The sequence below is a fragment of the Streptomyces yangpuensis genome (genome assembly GCF_001005295.1).
Lineage (GTDB): Bacteria > Actinomycetota > Actinomycetes > Streptomycetales > Streptomycetaceae > Streptomyces > Streptomyces yangpuensis.
The window spans coordinates 181,469-201,308 of the sequence record NZ_LBMK01000003.1 but is presented as its reverse complement, the minus strand read 5'-3'; the positions used below and the strand labels follow the sequence as shown (position 1 = coordinate 201,308).

At 70.7% G+C, this 19,840-nt stretch carries 19 protein-coding genes; 6 read left to right on the top strand and 13 right to left on the bottom strand.

Annotated features, from left to right (window positions below):
• Positions 1-82: 82 nt before the first annotated feature.
• From AAT21_RS16195 to AAT21_RS16185, 3 genes are all read right to left on the bottom strand, one after another.
• Positions 83-997, bottom strand: a complete 915-nt coding sequence (locus AAT21_RS16195; RefSeq protein WP_046777609.1) for a MerR family transcriptional regulator — start codon at positions 995-997, stop codon at positions 83-85.
• Between the two features lie 225 nt (positions 998-1,222).
• Complete coding sequence (locus AAT21_RS16190; protein ID WP_200904432.1) at positions 1,223-2,986, bottom strand: SDR family oxidoreductase; 1,764 nt, start codon at positions 2,984-2,986, stop codon at positions 1,223-1,225.
• Between the two features lie 23 nt (positions 2,987-3,009).
• Positions 3,010-3,882, bottom strand: coding sequence for a M24 family metallopeptidase (locus tag AAT21_RS16185; protein WP_046777608.1), 873 nt, complete (start codon positions 3,880-3,882; stop codon positions 3,010-3,012).
• A 217-nt stretch (positions 3,883-4,099) separates the two neighbouring features.
• Between AAT21_RS16185 and AAT21_RS16180 the strand changes: the two genes are divergently transcribed.
• The 5 genes from AAT21_RS16180 to AAT21_RS16160 all read left to right on the top strand — a co-directional run bounded on the left by AAT21_RS16180 (position 4,100) and on the right by AAT21_RS16160 (position 8,365).
• A complete protein-coding gene (locus AAT21_RS16180; protein WP_079025741.1) occupies positions 4,100-5,089 on the top strand; it encodes an ABC transporter ATP-binding protein in 990 nt (329 codons plus the stop codon).
• Positions 5,079-5,966 (top strand): ABC transporter permease subunit, encoded by an 888-nt coding sequence (locus AAT21_RS16175; protein WP_046777606.1) that lies wholly within the window; start codon positions 5,079-5,081, stop codon positions 5,964-5,966. Before AAT21_RS16180 ends, AAT21_RS16175 begins: the two co-directional genes overlap by 11 nt.
• Complete coding sequence (locus tag AAT21_RS16170; protein WP_030956885.1) at positions 5,963-6,874, top strand: ABC transporter ATP-binding protein; 912 nt, start codon at positions 5,963-5,965, stop codon at positions 6,872-6,874. The genes AAT21_RS16175 and AAT21_RS16170 overlap by 4 nt, the downstream gene beginning before the upstream one ends.
• 21 nt (positions 6,875-6,895) lie before the next feature.
• Complete coding sequence (locus AAT21_RS16165) at positions 6,896-7,615, top strand: ABC transporter permease (RefSeq protein WP_046778382.1); 720 nt, start codon at positions 6,896-6,898, stop codon at positions 7,613-7,615.
• An 84-nt stretch (positions 7,616-7,699) separates the two neighbouring features.
• Positions 7,700-8,365 carry a rhomboid-like protein gene (locus AAT21_RS16160; protein ID WP_046777605.1) on the top strand — a complete coding sequence of 222 codons (666 nt, stop codon included), beginning with the start codon at positions 7,700-7,702 and terminating at the stop codon, positions 8,363-8,365.
• Here AAT21_RS16160 and AAT21_RS16155 read toward each other — a convergent pair whose 3' ends face one another.
• Both AAT21_RS16155 and AAT21_RS16150 read right to left on the bottom strand, forming a co-directional pair.
• A complete protein-coding gene (locus AAT21_RS16155) occupies positions 8,366-9,010 on the bottom strand; it encodes a response regulator (RefSeq protein WP_046777604.1) in 645 nt (214 codons plus the stop codon). It abuts the gene before it with no gap.
• Between the two features lie 10 nt (positions 9,011-9,020).
• Entirely contained in the window at positions 9,021-10,031 is a 1,011-nt protein-coding gene (locus tag AAT21_RS16150) for a sensor histidine kinase (protein ID WP_157879723.1), read from the bottom strand.
• A 162-nt stretch (positions 10,032-10,193) separates the two neighbouring features.
• On the opposite strand from AAT21_RS16150, the gene AAT21_RS16145 reads away from it, so the two are divergent.
• A complete protein-coding gene (locus tag AAT21_RS16145; protein ID WP_046777603.1) occupies positions 10,194-10,748 on the top strand; it encodes a hypothetical protein in 555 nt (184 codons plus the stop codon).
• A 137-nt stretch (positions 10,749-10,885) separates the two neighbouring features.
• Here the strand turns inward: AAT21_RS16145 and AAT21_RS16140 are convergent, their stop codons facing one another.
• The 8 genes from AAT21_RS16140 to AAT21_RS16105 all read right to left on the bottom strand — a co-directional run bounded on the left by AAT21_RS16140 (position 10,886) and on the right by AAT21_RS16105 (position 19,767).
• On the bottom strand, positions 10,886-11,698 hold the full coding sequence (locus AAT21_RS16140) for an HAD family hydrolase (protein ID WP_046777602.1): 813 nt from the start codon (positions 11,696-11,698) through the stop codon (positions 10,886-10,888).
• On the bottom strand, positions 11,695-12,972 hold the full coding sequence (gene serS, locus AAT21_RS16135) for a serine--tRNA ligase (protein WP_046777601.1): 1,278 nt from the start codon (positions 12,970-12,972) through the stop codon (positions 11,695-11,697). Before serS ends, AAT21_RS16140 begins: the two co-directional genes overlap by 4 nt.
• A 521-nt stretch (positions 12,973-13,493) precedes the next feature.
• Entirely contained in the window at positions 13,494-14,429 is a 936-nt protein-coding gene (gene pheA, locus AAT21_RS16130) for a prephenate dehydratase (protein ID WP_046777600.1), read from the bottom strand.
• 42 nt (positions 14,430-14,471) lie between these two features.
• The gene (gene efeB / locus AAT21_RS16125; RefSeq protein ID WP_079025740.1) at positions 14,472-15,830 is read right to left on the bottom strand and encodes an iron uptake transporter deferrochelatase/peroxidase subunit; all 1,359 of its coding nucleotides are present in this window, start codon (positions 15,828-15,830) and stop codon (positions 14,472-14,474) included.
• Complete coding sequence (locus AAT21_RS16120) at positions 15,755-17,803, bottom strand: copper resistance CopC/CopD family protein (protein WP_046777598.1); 2,049 nt, start codon at positions 17,801-17,803, stop codon at positions 15,755-15,757. The genes efeB and AAT21_RS16120 overlap by 76 nt, the downstream gene beginning before the upstream one ends.
• A 21-nt stretch (positions 17,804-17,824) precedes the next feature.
• Complete coding sequence (locus AAT21_RS16115; protein WP_046777597.1) at positions 17,825-18,304, bottom strand: copper chaperone PCu(A)C; 480 nt, start codon at positions 18,302-18,304, stop codon at positions 17,825-17,827.
• A complete protein-coding gene (locus tag AAT21_RS16110; protein ID WP_046777596.1) occupies positions 18,301-18,957 on the bottom strand; it encodes an SCO family protein in 657 nt (218 codons plus the stop codon). Before AAT21_RS16110 ends, AAT21_RS16115 begins: the two co-directional genes overlap by 4 nt.
• Positions 18,958-19,032: 75 nt before the next feature.
• On the bottom strand, positions 19,033-19,767 hold the full coding sequence (locus AAT21_RS16105) for a YcnI family copper-binding membrane protein (RefSeq protein WP_046777595.1): 735 nt from the start codon (positions 19,765-19,767) through the stop codon (positions 19,033-19,035).
• Between the last annotated feature and the right edge of the window lie 73 nt (positions 19,768-19,840).

Genomic DNA, 19,840 nt, shown 5'->3' with positions numbered 1-19,840 from the left:
CTTGTCCACAGCCGTTTGGGCGGGTTTTGACGACAAACGCGTGATCCGCCCTGTGGAACCTGTGGACCGATCCGCTCAGGCGCTACCGGTCCCGCCGACGTGCCAGATCGTTCATCGTCCGGGCCTGGATCTCCCGCTCCGTCGCGGCCCGCACGAACTCCGCCACGTGCTCGGCGCCGACCAGCTCCTGCACCGCGCGTACCGTTCCGGCGGGCAGGGCCACCGGCGAGGGGCCCGTCGGCTGCGGCGTCCCCGCCGCTCCCAGATGCCGCTGGAGGTGCCGGGTCGCGAAGAGCCGCATCGCCCGCGCCAGTTCCGCGTCCACGGTCTGCTGCGCCAGCGGCCGCAGCCGCCGCACCATCGTCGCCGCCTCCGCGGCGTCCGCGTCGGTGGGCGGCACCTGCCCGAGGTAGCGCGCGAAGACGTGCTCGGTGGTGAACTCCAGGAACCGCGAGGCGATGTGCTCCACCTGACCCCGCAGTTCCCGGAGGTGACCGGTGATCGCCGCGAGCGGCACCCCGGCCGCGTACAGCTCTGCCGCCACCGCCAGTTCCTGCGGGGACGGCACGAGGAACTGGTCCGGGCGCCCCGGGATCCGCTCCAGCACACCCAGATCGCAGGCCTCGCTCACCGCTTGGTCGTCGGGCAGGCCGCCGAACCGTGCGTTCAACTCCTCCCGGCTGATCCGGGCCGCCTCCTCATCGGTCCACGGCCCGTGCACCTCCGCGACCAGCCCCAGTACGCCGCCCAGTCCGCGTCCCGCGTCCCAGGCCTCCAGCAGCTCCTTGATGGACGCCAGGGTGTAGCCGCGGTCCAGCAGGTCGGCGATCTGGCGCAGCCGCGCCAGGTGCGTGTCCCGGTAGACGTTGGAGCGGCCCCGCCGTTCCGGCTTGGGCAGCAGACCGCGGTCCTGGTACGCGCGGATCGTGCGCACCGTCGCTCCGCTGTGGTGCGCCAGATCCTCGATCCGGTACTCGGCTACGGCCTGATCGGACAATCCCGGCTCCCTACGACATGGCGGCTCGGCCGCCCGCGCCGGCTGCGGCCCGGGCGGCAGGCGAAGCCGCAAGGTACTCGACCGCCCTGCGCAGCGAGCCCTCCTGCGAGGGATGGTACGACCGCCGGCAGAAGCCGGATATGGCCGTGCCGGGCTCTCTGCGCGGGGGCACCGATCCCGCGGCCCCCGCGCGGCCGTGCACGCGCGACGGATCCGGGACCCCGGTCACAGCCGGGGCTCCAGCCGGGCGATGCGCCGCAGGGCGCGCGGGGCGAACCGGGACATCCACAGGGCGCCCTTGGACTCGGGCGTGACCGGCACGACCGCCTCGTTGCGGACGACGGCGCGCAGGATCGCGTCGGCGACCTTCTCCGGCGGGAAGTTGCGCAGGCCGTACAGCCGCGAGGAGCGTTCCTGGCGTCGCTTCTCCTCGGCCTCGTCCACCCCGGCGAAGCGAGAGGTCGCGGTGATGTTGGTGTTGACGATGCCGGGGCAGATCGCGGAGACGCCGATGGACTTCGAGGCGAGTTCCGCGCGCAGGCACTCCGACAGCATCAGCACCGCCGCCTTCGAGGTGCTGTAGGCGGGCAGGGTGCGGGAGGGCAGATAGGCCGCGGCCGAGGCGGTGTTGACGATGTGCCCGCCCTGGCCGCGCTCGGCCATCTGCTTCCCGAAGATCCGGCAGCCGTGGATGACGCCCCACAGATTGACGTCCAGGACCTTCTTCCAGTCCTCGGCCGTGGTGTCGAGGAAGGCCCCGGACAGGCCGATCCCGGCGTTGTTGACCAGGACGTCGACGATCCCGTACTCGGCGGCGACCTTCGCCGCCAGCTTCTCCATCGCCTGCTCGTCGCTGACGTCCACGCACTCCGCCCACGCCTCGGGGGCGCCGACCAGGCGGGCCATGTCGGCCGTGCGCGCCGCACCCTCCTCGTCGCGGTCCACGGCCACCACCCGTGCTCCCGCCTCGGCGAAGGCGAAGGCGGTGGCCCGGCCGATCCCGCTGGCCGCGCCGGTGACCAGGACCAGCTGGCCGCCGAAGCGGTCGGCGTACCTGGCCGGGGCCTTCTGCTCCGGTGCCCGCGCGGCCGGCTCCTCCCGGGCCGTGACGAACTCGGTGATCCAGGAGGCCAGCTGGTCGGGCCGGGTCCGCGGTATCCAGTGCTTGGCGGGCAGGGTCCGCCGCAGCAGGTCCGGGGCCCACCGCTCCAGGCCGTCGTAGAGCCGCTCGGACAGGAACGCGTCACCGGTCGGAGTGATCAGCTGTACCGGTACGTGGGCGTACGCGTCGGAGCGCGGCCGGCGCAGCCTCGGGCGCACGTTGTCGCGGTAGAGCCAGGCCCCGTTCGCCGCGTCCGAGGGCAGCGAGGCCGTCGGGTAGGAGCCGGCCGGCACCTTCTCGACGCGCTGCAGCATCTTGGGCCACCGCTTGCCGAGCGGTCCGCGCCAGGCGAGCTCCGGCAGCACGGGGGTGTGCAGCATGTAGACGTACCAGGACTTGGCGCCCTGGCCGAGGAGCTGCGCCGCCGCCCGCGGCGTCGGCCGCGCCATGCGCTTCCTGATCCAGTGCCCGAAGTGGTCCAGGGAGGGCCCCGACATCGACGTGAAGGACGCGATCCGCCCCTCCGTGCGGCCGACCGTCGCGAACTCCCAGCCCTGCACCGAACCCCAGTCGTGGCCGACCAGGTGCACCGGCCGGTCCGGACTGACCGCGTCCGCCACCGCCAGGAAGTCGTCGGTCAGTTTCTCCAGGGTGAAACCGCCGCGCAGCGGCTGCGGCGCGGTGGAGCGCCCGTGGCCGCGCACGTCGTAGAGCACCACGTGGAAGCGGGTCGCCAGCCGCTCGGCGACCTCCGTCCAGACCTCCTTGCTGTCCGGGTAGCCGTGCACCAGCAGCACCGTCGGACGGTCCCGCTCGCCGAGCTCGACCACGCACAACTCGACCCCGCCGGTGCGCACCCAGCGCTCCCGCGCGCCCGCCGGCTCCATCGCTCCCGCTCCGCTCATGCCGCTCATGCTGCCTTCTCCTCCTCGGCCCAGCGCCGCACGTGCGGCAGGTCGTCGTCGAGCCAGAACGCGCTCTCCTCGGGGTCCCGCGAGTCGGTGACCACGAGGATCTCCTCGAACTTCGCTCCGGTGCCCCGGAAGCCCAGGTGTGGTTCCACCGCCCACAGTCCAGGCTGCGGCGGGTGGTCGGAGAAGTGGTAGGGGCTCCACAGCGGGGACCAGCCTTCACGGTGCCCGTGCAGGGCGTCACTGGCCAGCCCCTTGAGGGACTGGGTGCCGAAACCGAACGCCGTCGGCGACCAGCGCCGCTCCTTCACCCGGTCGATCTTGTGGGCGATCACGCCGAAAGGGTAGGCGCGGTGCCGGTTGGCGTACCCCTGCCGGTTCATCAGTCGCTCGACGTCCTCGTAGATCTCGCGCAGGGAGCGGCACTCGCGCACCTGCTCCAGGATCAGCTCCCGGTGCGCCCGCAGGTCGGCCATGAGCCGGTCCTGCACCGGATTCAGCCCGAGACTGCCCGAGTAGCCGATGTCCGCCGAGAAGCCCTTGTAGACCGGCGCCATGTCGAGGATGAAGGGCATGCCCGGCTCCAGCCGCCGGTTGGTCGGGAAGAACTGCAGCGGGAAACGGAAGTTCGTGAATGCGGTGCGGTCCCCGAACCAGGCGAACGGCAGGTGGAACCAGTCCCGCACCCCGCGGTCGCGCAGCCACTCGCGCTGCATGCGCGCGGCCTCGCGCTCGGTCACGCCGGGCCGCAGCTGGGCCGCGACCGCCTCGGCGCACTCGTACGAGAGGCGCTGCACCTCTCTGAAGCCGCTCAGGCCGGCCGAGAGCCGTCCGGAGTGCAGCGCGGTGCGTTGCCTGGTGTCCCCAGCCATGTCAGCCCGTCCATCCGTGTAGCCGTACGCGCCCGTAAGTTGACACTGATGAATGTGACAATGACCGGAGATCGCGTCAAGGGTCGTGCACGGACCTGTGGACAAACTTGTCCGGTCCACATCAGCCTCCAGTACGGGCATGTACGCCTGAAGGCTGAGACCGGATCCAGCTCCAGGTCTGACGCCTCACGACAGCCGCGCCACTACCGTCGGTTCCGTGACTGTCATCGCGACTGAAAGCCTGAGCAAGCGGTACCCCCGAGTGACCGCCCTCGACCGGCTCTCCCTGGACATCGGCCCCGGCGTGACCGGGCTCGTGGGCGCCAACGGAGCCGGCAAGTCCACGCTGATCAAGATTCTGCTGGGACTGTCCCCCGCCACCGAGGGCAGCGCTGCCGTGCTCGGCCTCGACGTCCATACGCATGGCAGCGCCATCCGTGAACGCGTCGGATACATGCCCGAGCACGACTGCCTGCCACCCGACGTCTCGGCCACCGAGTTCGTCGTCCACATGGCGCGCATGTCCGGGCTGCCGCCGACCGCGGCCCGCGAGCGCACCGCCGACACCTTGCGCCACGTCGGGCTGTACGAGGAGCGCTACCGCCCGATCGGCGGCTACTCCACCGGCATGAAGCAGCGCGTCAAGCTCGCCCAGGCACTCGTCCACGACCCCCAGCTCGTCCTCCTCGACGAGCCGACCAACGGTCTGGACCCGGTCGGGCGCGACGAGATGCTCGGCCTGATCCGTCGCGTCTACACCGACTTCGGCATCTCCGTCCTGGTCACCTCCCACCTCCTCGGCGAGTTGGAGAGGACCTGCGACCACGTCGTGGTCGTCGACGGCGGCAAGCTGCTGCGCTCCAGCTCCACCAGCGACTTCACGCAGACCACCGCGACCCTCGCGGTCGAGGTCACCGACTCCGACGCCCACCCGGACGGCACCGCCGCCCTGCGCAAGGCGCTCACCGAGGCCGGCCTCACCCTGCACGCGGGAGAGGAGCAGGGCCTGCCCGGAGCCGGCCACATCCTCCTCGTCGAGGCCACCGGCGAGAGCACCTACGACACCATCCGCGACACCGTCGCCGACCTGGGCGTCGGTCTGGTCCGCATGGAACAGCGCCGCCACCACATCGCGGAGGTCTTCCGCGACAACGACCAGCCCGCGTACACCGCTCAGCAGAAGGGAGCCGGTTCCGATGGCGCCTGAGACGTCGACGCAGATCCACAACATCGGCTACCGGTCCTACGACGGACCCCGGCTCGGCCGCGCCTACGCCCGCAAGTCGCTGTTCTCGCAGTCCCTGCGCGGCGCCTACGGGCTGGGCCGGTCCGCCAAGTCGAAGGTCCTCCCGATGCTGCTCTTCGCGGTGATGTGCGTCCCGGCGCTCATCATCGTCGCGGTGGCCATCGCGGTGCCCGGTTCCACGGACCTGCCGATCAAGTACACGACGTACGCCCTGACCACCCAGGTGGTCATCGGCCTCTACCTCGCCTCCCAGGCGCCGCAGTCCGTCTCGCGGGACCTGCGATTCAAGACGGTCCCGCTCTACTTCTCGCGGCCCATCGAGCGCGTCGACTACGTCGTGGCCAAGTACGCGGCCATGGCCTCGGCCATGTTCATCCTCACCGCGACCCCGCTGCTGATCATGTGGATCGGCGCGCTTCTGGCGAAGTTCGACTTCGTCGACCAGACCAAGGGATTCGGGCAAGGACTCGTGTCGGTTCTGCTGCTGTCGCTGCTCTTCTCCGGGATCGGCCTGGTGATGGCCGCGCTGACCCCGCGCCGCGGGTTCGGCGTCGCGGCGATCATCGCAGTGCTCCTGATCCCCTACGGCGCGGTCACCGCGGTTCAGGGCATCGCCTACAGCACCGGGAACGCCGGATCCATCGACTGGCTGGGCCTGTTCTCCCCGATCACCCTGATCGACGGCGTGCAGACCGCGTTCCTCGGCGCCACCTCCGCCTTCCCCGGCGGTGAGGGCCCCTCGGCCGGCATCGGCTTCGTCTACCTGCTCGTCGCCCTCGGCCTCATCGCCGGCTCCTACGCCGCCCTGATGGCCCGCTACCGGAAGGCCGGGCTGTGACCACCATCGACATCGACCACACCTCCCGCTGGTTCGGGAACGTCGTCGCCGTCAACGACGTGACCATGCGCATCGGCCCCGGCGTCACGGGACTGCTGGGCCCGAACGGCGCGGGCAAGTCCACCCTCATCAACATGATGGGCGGCTTCCTCGCCCCCTCCACGGGCACCGTCACCCTCGACGGCGCCCCGATCTGGCAGAACGAGCAGATCTACAAGCACGTGGGCGTCGTGCCCGAGCGCGAGGCGATGTACGACTTCCTCACCGGCCGTGAGTTCGTCGTCGCCAACGCCGAGCTCCACGGCCTCGACGACGCGGCCGCACAGCGCGCACTGGCCACCGTCGAGATGGAGTACGCGCAGGACCGCAAGATCTCCACGTACTCCAAGGGCATGCGCCAGCGCGTGAAGATGGCGTCCGCCCTGGTCCACGACCCGTCCGTGCTGCTCCTGGACGAGCCGTTCAACGGCATGGACCCCCGCCAGCGCATGCAGCTGATGGACCTTCTGCGACGCATGGGCGACGAAGGACGCACCGTCCTGTTCTCCTCCCACATCCTGGAGGAGGTCGAACAGCTCGCCTCGCACATCGAGGTGGTCGTGGCCGGCCGGCACGCCGCCTCCGGTGACTTCCGCAAGATCCGCCGCCTGATGACGGACCGCCCGCACCGCTACCTCGTCCGCTCCTCCGACGACCGGTCGCTCGCCGCGGCCCTGATTGCCGACCCCTCCACGGCCGGCATCGAGGTCGATCTGAAGGAGGGTGCGCTGCGCATCCAGGCCGTGGACTTCGGCCGCTTCACCGAGCTGCTGCCTCTGGTGGCCCGGCAGCACGGCATCCGGCTGCTGACGGTCTCGCCCTCCGACGAGTCCCTCGAGTCGGTCTTCTCCTACCTCGTCACGGCCTGAAAGGAGCTGGCACCCATGTACGTGTACGACCCCACCGTCGCCCGGCTCACCTACCGGGCCCTGCTCGGCCGGCGCCGCGCGCTGATTCTCTTCGCACTGCCCGCCCTGCTGATCGTCATCGCCCTCGTGGTCCGTGCCTTCGTCGGTGTGGACGACAAGGTCGCGGCCGATCTCCTCGGGGGTTTCGCGCTCGCCACGATGGTCCCGCTGATCGGTGTCATCGCCGGCACCGGCGCCATCGGGCCCGAGATCGACGACGGCTCCATCGTCTATCTGCTGGCCAAGCCGGTGAAGCGCCCGAAGATCATCATGACCAAGCTGATCGTGGCGATCGCCGTCACCATGGCCTTCTCCGCGATCCCCACCCTGATCGCCGGATTCATCCTCAACGGCAACGGCCAGCAGATCGCCGTCGCCTACACGATCGCCGCGCTCGTGGCCTCGATCGCCTACAGCGCCCTCTTCCTGCTGCTGGGCACGGTCAGCCGGCACGCGGTCGTCTTCGGCCTGGTCTACGCCCTGATCTGGGAGTCGCTCTTCGGCAGCCTGGTCTCGGGGGCCAAGACCCTCAGCGTCCAGCAGTGGGCTCTGGCCCTGGCCGAGAAGGTCGCCGGCGAGGGGTACGTCGACGCCACGGTGGGCCTGCCCACCGCGTCGGTCCTGCTCGTCGTGGTCACCGTCGGAGCCACCGCCTACGCGGGCCAGAAGCTACGCCGCCTCACGCTGGCGGGCGAGGAGTAGACCCGGCCGCACGCACTCGCGCAACAGTGCCCCGCCCGGCCCACCGGCCAGGCGGGGCACCGCTTTGCGGGTCATCATCGGTGCATGATCCAGCACACCGCTCCGGAGCCGTCCAGGCCCCTGCGGTCCTGGATACGTTCCTCGCCCGGAACCCACATCTGGCTGCTGATCATCGCCGTGACCAGCATCATCGTCGCGATCGCGCCCGACCAGCTGGACCGTGTCCTGCTGCACCGCAACAGCAGCAACATCCACCAGCTCGTCCAGCACCCGGTCCGGGCGCTCATCAGCAGCGCCTTCTGGATCGCGAACCCGGCCTCGCTCGCCCTCTACGCCGTGCTCTTCGAGGTCTTCCACGCACCCGTCGAGCGATGGCTCGGGACCCTGCGCTGGCTCGTGATCGTGGCCACCGCCCATGTCGTCGCCACCCTGATCAGCCAGAAAGTCCTCCTGACGGCCATCCAGGACCACCGTGCCCCGCGCAGCATGACCCATGTCGTCGACATCGGCGTCAGCTACGGGCTCGCGGCCTCCATCGGTGTTCTCACCTACCGGCTCCCCAGCCCCTGGCGATGGTTCTACCTGGCCGGAGCGGTCGCCTTCTTCGGGATCCCCCTCGCCACCGGCGGCACCTTCACCGACCTCGGCCACGCCATCGCGCTGGCCGTCGGACTGCTTTCCTGGCCGCTGACGCGCCACGTTGTTTCACGTGAAACACCGCCCGCACCGCCTGTTTCACGTGAAACGTGACTAGTCGGCCTCCGCTTTCGCGACGCCGTGCTCCCACGCCCATGCGGCGATCCCCACCCGGTTCCGTGCCCCGATCTTGGCCTGGATGTTCGCGATATGAGTCTTGGCCGTGCCCGCGGTGATGAACAGCTCCCCGCCGATCTCGGCGTTGGTGAACCCCCGCGCCACCAGCCGCACGATCTCCAGCTCCCGCTCCGTCAGCGGGTGGGCCACAGGCCGGGCGACCGGACCCGGCTGCGTCAGCCGGCTCAGCAGCCGCACCGTGATCTGCGGACTGATCAGGGTGTCCCCCGCCATCGCGGCCCGCACGCCCTCGATCAGCAGCGCCGGTCCGGACCGCTTCAGCAGGAAACCGCAGGCGCCGTTGCGCAGCGCGGTGTGCACGTACTCGTCGAGGTCGAAGGTGGTCACGACCACCACTCGTGTCTCGGGTGCCAGCAGCCGGGTCACCTCCAGCCCGTCGAGCCGTGGCATCCGGATGTCCGCGAGCACCACGTCGGGCCGCAGCTGACGGGCCAGCGCCACCGTGCTCTCCCCGTCCGCCGCCTCCCCCACGACGGTCATGTCCGGCTGTGAATCGAGGATGAGCCGGAATCCGCTGCGGATGTCCTCTTGGTCATCGGCTATCAGGATGCGTGTGGTCACCCCGTCATGATCACCTGAGGGCCTTCTCGTCCGCCGGGAAGACGGCGCAAACCCGCCATCCGCCGTCCTCGGCCGCCCCCGCCCGCAGGGTTCCGCCCGCTGCCTCCACCCGCGCCCGCAGGCCGGCCAGCCCGGTACCGCTCCGTCGGCGGCGGGCCAGCAGCCCGCCCCCGCCGCGCGGGGCGGCGGAGTTGGTCACGCTGACCTCGGTGCCCGCGCCGGCCCGGCGTACGGAGACCCGGACCACGGCCGCCCCGGGCGCGTGCCGTCGTATGTTTGTCAGCGCTTCGACGGCCACCCGGTACGCCGTGGTGTCCGCCTCCCTCGACAGCTCCCGCATCGCCTCGGGGTCGGCGTCCAGGGCTCCCCCCTCGAACCGCCCCACCAGCTCGGGCAGTCGGTCCAGGCCCGGGACGGGAGCCGTCGGCCCGCCCGCGGCCTCCTGCAGCGCGTGCACGGTGCGGTCCATCGACGCCAGCGCGCTCAGCCCCGCCGTCTCGATCCGCTCCAGCGCACGGACCGCCTGCCCGGGATCCTGCTCGGCCACGAACCGCGCGGCCTGCGCCTGCACCACGATGGCGCTCACGTCGTGGGCCACGAAGTCGTGCAGATCGCGGGCCAGTTCCAGCTGTTGGTCGCGCCGCGCATCCCGTACGGCCTGCTCCATCCGGGCCGCCTGGCGGCGCAGGTAGCCGCCGGCCGCCGCGGCCCCGAGGGCCGGGACCGCCCAGAAGCCCGCCACGCCGCTGATCTCCAGCCACGAACCGGTCTCCCACACCAGCGGCACCGGCCACACCGAGACCGCGACCACACCGAGGACACCCGCGACGGTCCCCGACCGCCCCGCGACGGTCCCCGACCGCGCCGGTGACCAGCGGGCCACGAGGGCGAGCAGCAGGAGCAGGAAGCCCGACCAGAGCATCAGCCGCACCGCGGGCACCCCCAGGGCGGTGGCGACGATTCCGGCGAGGGAGGCCGAAGCCAGTAACGGGGCCCACACAGCACGAAGGTTGACGGTCATGATCCGACCCTACGAGCGCACCCGACGCCCGCCCATCCCCCATCCGGCAGACCTCCCGCCCCGGCGGATGACCGCGGGCCTGCTGATCGGCGTATGGCCCGGAGAGCCGGGGGCGACGAGGCTCGAAGCATCGAACCGCCCCTCACCCGAAGGACTTGGACGATGACCTCCGCACCCCTCTCCACCGCCCGCCCGCAGGCCCCGGACGCCGTAGCAGGAGTGCCGCCCTGGCTCAACCGGATCGCCGTGCTTGCCTCGCTGACCGTGCTCCCCAGCTGCCTGTGGCGGCTGGCGATCGCGGCCGGCGTCCCCATGGGCTGGGGGCCGGGCAGCGATCTGCACCACTCGTACTACCCGGGCCGGGAATCCCTGGTCCTCGTGTTCGTCACCGTCCTGCAGGAGTGCCTGGGCCTGCTGAGCCTCGGTCTGGTCCGGCGATGGGGCGAGCAACTGCCCGGCTGGATCCCGCGGCTGGGCGGACGCCGGTTCCACCCGTTGGTGGCGGTGGTCCCCGCGGTGCTGGGCGCGCTCGCGCTCACCGGCATCACCTTCCTGGGCGCCGCGACATGGAGCGAGGTCAACGCCGCGAACCCCGACGCGCCCACCGGACCCGCCTTGTGGATCTTCACCCTGTCCTACGTGCCCCTGTTGATGTGGGGGCCGTTGCTCTGCGTCCTCACCGTCGCCTACTGGCGGCGGCGCCGCTTGCACGGCTGACCGGCGGAAATTCGCTGGTACGCGGTTTCGGGGCGGGGCAGAGTGAGGTGCGCGGGGAGCAACAAAAGGTCCGGGGCAGCCACTTCGAGCGCGCCTTCTGGCGCGGGCTGCCCCGGACCTCTCGTACGTCCGGCGCGTTAAGCGGCGCCCAGCAGACGCTCCAGCACCACCGCGATCCCGTCCTCCTCGTTGGAGGTCGTCACCTCGTCGGCCACCGCCTTGAGTTCGGCGTGGGCGTTGGCCATGGCCACCCCGTGAGCGGCCCAGCCGAACATCGGGATGTCGTTCGGCATGTCGCCGAAGGCGATCGTCTCCGCCGCCTTCACCCCGAGCCGGCGCGCGGCCAGGGACAGGCCGGTGGCCTTCGTCAGGCCCAGCGGCAGGATCTCGACTATCCCCGGACCCGCCATGACGACGTCGACCAGGCTGCCCACGGTCTCCCGGGCCACCTTGACGAGCTGGTCGTCATCGAGCTCCGGGTGCTGGATGTAGAGCTTGTTGAGCGGAGCCGTCCACACCGCGGTCGTGTCTTCCAGGCGGAGGGCCGGGAGGCCTTCCTGCACCTGGTAGCCGGGCCCGAACAGGACCTCGCCGTCCACCCCGTCCCGGCTGGCGGCCAGGGCCAGCGGACCGACCTCCGCCTCCAGCTTCGACAGCGCCAGCCCGGCGAGCTGCCGGTCCAGCGTCACCGAGGTCAGCAGCCGGTGCGCACCCGCGTCGTAGACCTGGGCGCCCTGTCCGCAGACGGCGATCCCCTTGTAGCCGAGATCGTCCAGTACGTGCCGGGTCCAGGGCACGGCGCGGCCGGTGACGATGATGTGGGCCGCGCCCGCCGCGGTGGCCGCGACGAGCGCTTCACGGGTGCGTTCCGAAACGGTGTCGTCGCCGCACAGCAGCGTGCCGTCGAGGTCGGTCGCGACGAGCTTGTACGGGAACGGTGCCGGGCTCACTTGGTGATCGGCTCCAGGACCTCGCGGCCGCCGAGGTACGGACGGAGCACCTCGGGCACCCGTACGGAACCGTCGGCCAGCTGGTGGTTCTCGAGGATCGCCACGATCGTGCGCGGAACGGCGCACAGGGTGCCGTTCAGCGTGGACAGCGGCTGGGTCTTCTTGCCGTCGCGGTAGCGGATCGACAGGCGGCGGGCCTGGAAGCTGTCGCAGTTCGAGGCGGAGGTCAGCTCGCGGTACTTGCCCTGGGTCGGGATCCACGCCTCGCAGTCGAACTTGCGCGAGGCGGAGGCGCCCAGGTCACCGGTGGCGACGTCGATCACCTGGAACGGCAGCTCCAGGCTGGTCAGCCACTGCTTCTCCCACTCCAGGAGCCGCTGGTGCTCGGCCTCGGCGTCCTCCGGCGCGACGTACGAGAACATCTCGACCTTGTCGAACTGGTGGACGCGGAAGATGCCGCGGGTGTCCTTGCCGTACGTACCGGCCTCACGGCGGAAGCACGGGGAGAAGCCGGCGTACCGCAGCGGCAGCTTGTCGCCCTCGATGATCTCGTCCATGTGGTATGCGGCGAGCGGGACCTCGGAGGTGCCGACCAGGTAGTAGTCGTCCTTCTCCAGGTGGTAGACGTTCTCCGCGGCCTGGCCGAGGAAGCCGGTGCCCTCCATGGCGCGCGGGCGGACCAGCGCCGGGGTCAGCATCGGGATGAAGCCGGCCTCGGTGGCCTGGGCGATGGCGGCGTTGACCAGCGCCAGCTCCAGCAGGGCGCCCACACCCGTCAGGTAGTAGAAGCGCGAGCCCGAGACCTTGGCGCCGCGCTCGACGTCGATGGCACCCAGGAGTTCGCCGAGTTCCAGGTGGTCCTTGGGCTCGAATCCCTCGGCGGCGAAATCGCGGACGGTGCCGTGCGTCTCCAGGACGGTGAAGTCCTCTTCGCCACCCACGGGAACGTCCTCGTGGACGATGTTGCCGAGCTGGAGGAGAAGGCGCTTGGCGGCTTCGTCGGCCTCGTTCTGCTCGGCCTCGGCGGCCTTGACGTCCTGCTTGAGCTGTTCGGCCTTCTTCAGCAGCTCCGTCCGCTCCTCCGGAGAGGCCTTCGGGATGAGCTTGCCGAGCGACTTCTGCTCATTGCGCAGTTCGTCGAAGCGCATGCCAGAGGACCTGCGGCGCTCGTCCGCGGAGAGCAGGGCGTCGACGAGTTCGACGTCCTCTCCACGAGCGCGCTGCGAGGCGCGGACACGGTCAGGGTCTTCACGGAGCAGCCGGAGGTCAATCACCCCTCCAGGCTACCGGGCTGGGCTTCCTGGGATCACACCGATATCACGCTGCGTGTCGCTATGCCCCAATTGCAACGAATATATAAGTCTCGATCGCTGACCGGAAGTGACCCCTGTCGGTGGTCGATAAAGCTGGGCCCATTCCCCGAAAAGGGGCACGATGCCGGCTCCGGAGCGGGGCTCTGAGCAGGGCCGAGAGGGTTCTTGTCCACAGGAATAGTGACCGTCCGCAGTTTATCCACAGGCTGTGTGCTGCATCTGTGGACACAGGAATAGATCACTCCTGATCGGCGGATGGTCGAGGTGAATCGGGGGTCAAACCACCCTCACACACTCATTCGGGTGGGAATGACTCGCTCCAAAGAGTTGATCCGCGATGCGGGGGTGACACCGTTCATGTACCGCTTCCCGGAGCGAAACCTGGGGCCCCCAGCCGATATGTCGACCTTGTCGGCCCGCTCTGTCGACTTGTCCCCAGGCCCCACCTCGGCCTGTGGATAACCCTGTGGACAGCGGAGGTCCTACGCCCGGCCGTCGAGGCAGCGGGCCAGCCAGTCGGAGGCAGCCGTGAAGTCGCCATCGGAGGTACCGGCCCGCGGAGAGCGGACGTCACTCTGAGCGACCCCGGCCCGCGGATAGGAGCCGAGGAAGCGGACCTGGGGACAGGTCCGCTTGAGGCCCATGAGGGCCTCGCTGACCCGCCGGTCCGAGATGTGGCCCTCCGCGTCGACGGCGAAGCAGTAGTTGCCGATGCCCTGTCCGGTCGGACGGGACTGGATGAGCATCAGGTTCACCCCGCGGACCGCGAACTCCTGGAGGAGCTCCAGCAGTGCACCGGGGTGATCGTCGCCGAGCCACAGCACGACGGACGTCTTGTCCGCCCCCGTCGGCGCGGCCGGCCGCGCGGGGCGGCCCACCAGCACGAACCGGGTCTCGGCGTTCTCCGCGTCATGGATCTTGGTGACCAGCGGGACGAGGCCGTAGGTGGCGGCGGCGAACTCGCCCGCGAAGGCGGCGTCGAAGCGCCCCTCCTGGACCAGCCGGGCGCCGTCGGCGTTCGAGGCCGCCGACTCCCACACCGCGTCGGGCAGGTTCGCCCGCAGCCAGTTCCGTACCTGCGGCTGGGCGACCGGGTGCCCGGTGACGGTCTTCACGTCCGACAGGGCGGTACCCGGGCGGACGAGCAGGGCGAACGCGATGGGCAGCAGCACCTCGCGGTAGATCATCAGCGGTTCGCCCGAGGCCAGCTCGTCGAGGGTGGCCGTGACCCCGCCCTCCACAGAGTTCTCGATCGGGACGAGGGCGGCGGCCGCCTCCCCGCCCCGCACGGCGTCCAGGGCGGCCGGGACCGACACCATCGGGACGAGCTCCCGGGTCGCGGCTTCCGGCAGGGTGCGCAGGGCGGCCTCGGTGAAGGTGCCCTCGGGACCGAGATACGTGAAGCGGGTGGCTGACATGCGATCAGCCTAATGCCGGGGCGCCGGCCGCTGCGGTGCTGTTCACCCTTCGAGCAGCCGCTGGCCCACGTACTCGCCGCTGCGCGGGCCGGGTGGAACCGCGTACAGGCCGCTGGACTCGTGCCGGATGAACGCCGACAGCGCGTCGCCGCGGTCGAGCTTGCGCTGCACGGGCACGAACCCGCGCAGCGGGTCGGCCTGCCAGCAGATGAACAGGAGCCCGGCATCGGGAGCGCCGTCGGGGCCGATCCCGTCGTGGAAGGAGAAGGGGCGCCGTAGCATGGCCGCCCCGCCGTTCTGCTCGGGGGCCGAGATCCGGGCGTGGGCGTTGGACGGGATGACGGGCTTGCCGTCGGTGCCGATCTTGTCGAGCTGCATCTCGGTGGTCTCGCTGCCGCCCGTCAGCGGGGCCCCGGTGGCCTTGGTCCGGCCGATGACCTGTTCTTGCTGCGCGAGGGACTGCTTGTCCCAGTCGTCGAGGAGCATACGGATGCGCCGCACGACGGCGTACGAGCCGCCGCCCATCCAGGCGTGTTCCGCGGGCCCGGGGCCCTGGGCGGGCACGAAGATCCGCTTGTCGAAGTCGGGCTCGGAGGGCTTCGGATTGCCGGTGCCGTCGACCTGCCCCATGAGGTTGCGGGCGGTCATCGGTGTGCCGGTCGCGCCGGGGGACCGGTTGAAGCCGTTCATCTGCCAGCGGACGCGCGCCGCCTCCCCGGCGTCCTTCTGGAGTGCGCGCAGGGCGTGGAAGGCGACCAGTGCGTCGTTCGCGCCGATCTGGACCCACAGGTCGCCGTTGCTGCGCTGGGCATCGAGCCGGTCCGAGGAGAAGTCGGGCAGCGGGTCGAGGGCGGTGGGGCGGCGGGCGGTGAGGCCCGTGCGCTCGAAGAAGGAATGTCCGAAGCCGAAGGTGACCGTGAGGGAGGACGGCCCGGCATCAAGGGCGATGCCGCTGTCGGCCGTCGGGGCGGTCTCGCCCGCCATGAGCCGGCGTGCCGTCTCGGACCAGCGTCGCAGCAGCGCGGCGGCCTCGGTGCGGCCCGCTCCCGGGGCCAGATCGAAGGCGAGGACATGTCCCTTGGCCTGGAGGGGAGTGGTGATGCCGGCCTGGTGGTCTCCGTCGAACGCCACCCGGGTGGCTCCGAGGGAAGAGAGGCTCCCTGCCGCTCCGGTGGCGGAGCCGCCCCCGGAGTCGGCGAGCGCGGAGTGCGCGAGGGCGCCGCTCGCGCCGCCCAGGGCCAGGCCGACGGCGCCTGCGGCGCCGACGGTGCCCAGCAGTCTGCGCCGGGAGATCTCGATGTCGGGGTTGCTCTCGGTCACGCTGGTCAGCCGATCTTCACAGTCTTCTGGACGGTGGTCTGGTCGATGTCGGACGTACGGACGGTCACATCGATGCGCCATTCGCCGGCGAGCGGCAGTTGGACGCCCGATGCGGTCCAGTGCCCGGGGGAGGCCTGGTCGGGGACCACCGGCAGGGGGCCGATGTCCTTGGCCGGGAGGGTGAAGGCCACCTTGATCTCGGGGAGGTCGAAGGGCTGCCCGTCGCCGGAGTCCGCCCATAGGTGCAGGGTGTTCGCGCCGACCCGGCCTGGATCGAGCTCCAGCCGGACGGATCCCTTGCCGTTCGGGCCGCCGGTGTCGAACGGCAGGGTGATCTTCACGGCGCGGTCGGGGACCGCGGTGGCGGTGGAGCCGCGGGCCGCCTCCTGCTCGACGGTGCGCCCCGGCTCGGTGCTCGTGAGGACCGTGGTCACGACGAGCAGGACCACGGCGATCGCCGCCTCGACGAGGACCGAGCGGCGCAGGCCCGCGCGGTCCGGGTCCGCGTCCCGCACCCGCTTCTCGCGTGCGTTGTCGAGGGCGGCACGCTGCCGGGCGAGCTGGGCGGCACGCTCCGGGTCCGCCGGAACGGTGGCGGGCTCTGTTTCACGTGAAACATCGGAGGCATCCGAGGCGCCTTCAGTACCCACGGTGCCCTCAGTACCCGAGGCGCCCGAAGTGCCGGAGGTGTCCGGACGTGTTTCACGTGAAACATCGTCCCCCGCGGGCACCTGCGCGCCCACCTTCGTGCCGGGCTTCTCGGCGGCCGCAGGAGCCTCGGCGAGCCGGGCGGTCCACTTCCGCGACATGGAGGCGACGCCGAGGAGAACGGCGACCAGGGCGACCTTGAGGAGCAGCAGCCGCCCGTACTCGGTGCCGGTGAGCGCAGACCAGCTGCCGGTCTGCCGCCAGGCCTGGTAGACGCCCGTGACGGCCAGGACCACCACACTGACGAAGGCGACCCGGGAGAACCCCCGCACCGCCGAGCGCTCGATTCCCGGCACCTTGTGCAGGGCGACGAGCAGGGCGGAGAGACCGCCGAGCCAGGTGGCGACGGCCAGCATGTGCAGGATGTCGGCCGGCATGGCGAGGCCGGGCTGGATGCCGGTGGAGGCGTGCTCGGAGAGGGCCCAGGTGGCCGCGATACCGCCGGAGACGACGGCCCCGCCGATGGCCAGCCCGAAGGTCAGGTCGTCGGTGTCCTCGGCGGTGTCCTCCTCGGACCCGGTGTCCTGCAGGCGGCGCGCGTACACGCCGAAGAGGACCGCGACGAAGAGGGCGGCCGCCCCCAGCAGCAACAGCCGGGAGACCAGCGAAGCACCCGTCCTGGTCTCCAGTACCGCCCTGAGCCCGTCCAGGTCGAAGGCGTCCGCGAACCGGCCGGAGCCCGTGTACGGGGCCCGCAGCACCAGCATCGCGAGGGTGGCTGCGGTCAGGGTGACCCAGGCCCGCACGACGAGCTTCTGGAGCGGCCGCTCGGCGGCGCCCCGGCGCCAGCACAGCAGGATGAAGGCCGCACCGCCCACCAGGACGGTGAAGCCGGCGTAGGCGGCGTAGCGGGCAATGCCGTAGGCGATCCCGACGGGTCCGCCGCCCGCCCGGGTGGTGGGGAGGGAGACCTCGGTGGCCGAGGGCGCGCCGATGGAGAAGGTGAACGCGCCGGAGATCGGGTGGCTGTCCGCGGAGACTGCCTGCCAGGCGACGGTGTAGGTGCCGTTGGGCAGACCGGAATGCAGGGCGGTGCCGTAGCGGACGGTGTTCCCGCTGCACATGTCGCGCAGCTCACCGGTGTCCACCCGCCGGCCCTGGGGGTCGAGGACACGGATCGAGTCGTCACCCATGGCGACCTGCTCCGAGAAGGAGAGCGAGACCTGGGCGGGTGCCGTGGCGACCACCGCCCCGTCCGTGGGGTCGCTCGCGGTGAGTGCGGCGTGCGCCGTGGCCGGTGAGGCCGCGGTGAACAGGGTCGCCAGCAGGGCTGCGAGGACCAGCGCGAACCGCGGCAGGAATGCCTTGGCGAGGGCGCGGGCCGTGGAGGGGGCGGTGGCCGTCATGGCGTGTCAGTCCTCGGTCCGTCAGTGGCCGTTGTGGCCCGTGGATGTCGGAGCCTGCGCGTTGTACGTCCGGTCCTTCACGTCCAGCTCGACCTTGACGGAGCCGGCCTTCTCGAAGCGGAGCTCGACGGTGACCTTGTCGCCGACCTTCGGGGTGTTCTTCAGCCCCATGAACATGATGTGGTTGCCGCCGCGCTCCAGCTTGAGCTCGCCGTTCGCCGGCACGTCCATCGACTGGACCTGCTGCATCTTCTGGTCCTTGGTCTCGTGGATCTGGAGATCGTCGGAGAGCGGGGAGGTGGCGCCGGTGAGCTTGTCGGCGGTGCCGGAGTCGTTCTTGATGACCATGAACCCGCCGGCCATCTTGTTGTTGACCGGCTGCGGCATGAAGGCGCCGCTGACGCTCATCGCGGGCTCGCTGTCGCCGGAGCAGCCGGATATGGCGAGCGCTGCCGTCAGGGAGAGGGCGGCGGCGAGGATGCGGGTGGTGCGGGTGTTCACGGGTTCTCCCCCTTGATGAGCTTCGGCAGATCCTTGGCGTAGTCGTCGACGGTCGTGCCCTCGCCGTAGAGGACGTAGCCCTCGTCGGTCTTGGGTGAGAACGCGATGACCTGCGCGCCGTGCATGGAGACGACGCTGCCGTCCGTCTCCTTCTTGGCGGGATCGATGCCGATGCCGAGCGTGCGGGCGGCGGCCTGGATGGTCGCGAAGTCCCCGGTGAGCCCGATGAAGGACGGGTCCTGTGCCTTGAGCCACGCACCGAGGGATTCGGCGGTGTCCCGTTCGGGATCGGTGGTCACGAAGACCACCCGCAGGTTCTCCTGGTCCTCCTTGGGGAGGTTCTTCTTGGCGACGGCGATGTTGCTCATCGTCAGCGGGCACACGTCGGGGCAGTTGGTGTAGCCGAAGTAGATGAGCGTCGGCCTGCCCTGGGTCTGCTCGCGGAGGTTCCACGGCTTGCCGGTGGTGTCCGTCAGGACGAGCTCCGGCTTGGTGAAGGGGCGGTCCAGGACCGTGGCCGCCTTGTTGCCGTTCTGGCCGCCGGAGATCTGGGTGACGCCGCTGTTCTTGGCGGGTTCACCGCCGCCGCAGGCGGTGAGGGTGAGCGCGGCCGCGGCGAGGAGCGCGGCGACCGTCACACGTGTGGTGCGCATGGAGAGATGTCCCTGGGATCGGGGATGCAGGATGGTCGGGCTGTACGGAGAGAACGCGCCCGGGGGCGCGGTACGTCAGGCGGAGCGGCGGCGCGAGGCGACGCCGAAGGCGACACCGCCGAGTCCGACGACGATGCCGGCGATGCCGAGCGCGCGCGCGGTGGTGTCGGAGCCGTGGTCGGCGGAGGCCTCGTCGTGGCCGTGCCCGGCGTCCTTTCCGCCGTCCTTCTCGGTGTTCTTCGCCTCGTCGGTCTTGCCGCCGGCGTGGTGGTCGGCGCCCTTCGCGGCGGCCAGCTTCAGCACGGGGGCCGGCGTCTGCGGTTCCGCGGCGCCTTCCTTGGCCTCCTCGATCCAGCGCACGACCTCGTCGTTGTCGTAGGTCTGGATCGCCTTGAACACCATCTGGTCGGCGTTCTCGGGGAGCTTGCCGACGGAGACCGGGAACTGCTGGAACATGCCCGGTCCGATCTTTCCGCCGGACCAGGTCACCTTGGTGACGACCTCGTTGACCTGCTTTCCGTGCACGGTCAGCGGCTTGTCGAGCTTCGTCTTCTCGACGTTCACGGTCCAGCCGGGAACGTCCTGCGGCATGACGGACGTGAGCGGCTGGTCGACCGGGAAGTTGACCTCGAGCTGCGTGGTCGAGGCGTTGTCGCGCTCGTTGGGGACCTTGAAGTTGAGCGTCGCGTACCCGCCCTTGGCGGCTTCGCCGATCGGCTGCACGCCGACGTGTGCGAAGGCGGTGCCGGACAGGACGAGGACCGAGCCGGCGGCGAGGGCAGCGGCGAAGGAGACGCGCGAGGTCTTCATGGCAGAAACACTCCACGGAAGCAGTGGTGGCGGTGGCTCCGCGCACGGGCGCGCGCGGAGCACGCGGCACCGG

Bases quoted from the DNA above. Each gene is read 5' to 3' on its own strand.
- AAT21_RS16190 (WP_200904432.1), bottom strand. From the start codon at position 2,986: ATGGAGCCGGCGGGCGCGCGGGAGCGCTGGGTGCGCACCGGCGGGGTC.
- AAT21_RS16185 (WP_046777608.1), bottom strand. From the start codon at position 3,882: ATGGCTGGGGACACCAGGCAACGCACCGCGCTGCACTCCGGACGGCTC.
- AAT21_RS16175 (WP_046777606.1), top strand. From the start codon at position 5,079: ATGGCGCCTGAGACGTCGACGCAGATCCACAACATCGGCTACCGGTCC.
- AAT21_RS16160 (WP_046777605.1), top strand. From the start codon at position 7,700: ATGATCCAGCACACCGCTCCGGAGCCGTCCAGGCCCCTGCGGTCCTGG.
- AAT21_RS16150 (WP_157879723.1), bottom strand. From the start codon at position 10,031: ATGACCGTCAACCTTCGTGCTGTGTGGGCCCCGTTACTGGCTTCGGCC.
- AAT21_RS16145 (WP_046777603.1), top strand. From the start codon at position 10,194: ATGACCTCCGCACCCCTCTCCACCGCCCGCCCGCAGGCCCCGGACGCC.
- pheA (WP_046777600.1), bottom strand. From the start codon at position 14,429: ATGTCAGCCACCCGCTTCACGTATCTCGGTCCCGAGGGCACCTTCACC.
- efeB (WP_079025740.1), bottom strand. From the start codon at position 15,830: ATGGCGCATCGATGTGACCGTCCGTACGTCCGACATCGACCAGACCAC.
- AAT21_RS16120 (WP_046777598.1), bottom strand. From the start codon at position 17,803: ATGACGGCCACCGCCCCCTCCACGGCCCGCGCCCTCGCCAAGGCATTC.
- AAT21_RS16110 (WP_046777596.1), bottom strand. From the start codon at position 18,957: ATGCGCACCACACGTGTGACGGTCGCCGCGCTCCTCGCCGCGGCCGCG.
- AAT21_RS16105 (WP_046777595.1), bottom strand. From the start codon at position 19,767: ATGAAGACCTCGCGCGTCTCCTTCGCCGCTGCCCTCGCCGCCGGCTCG.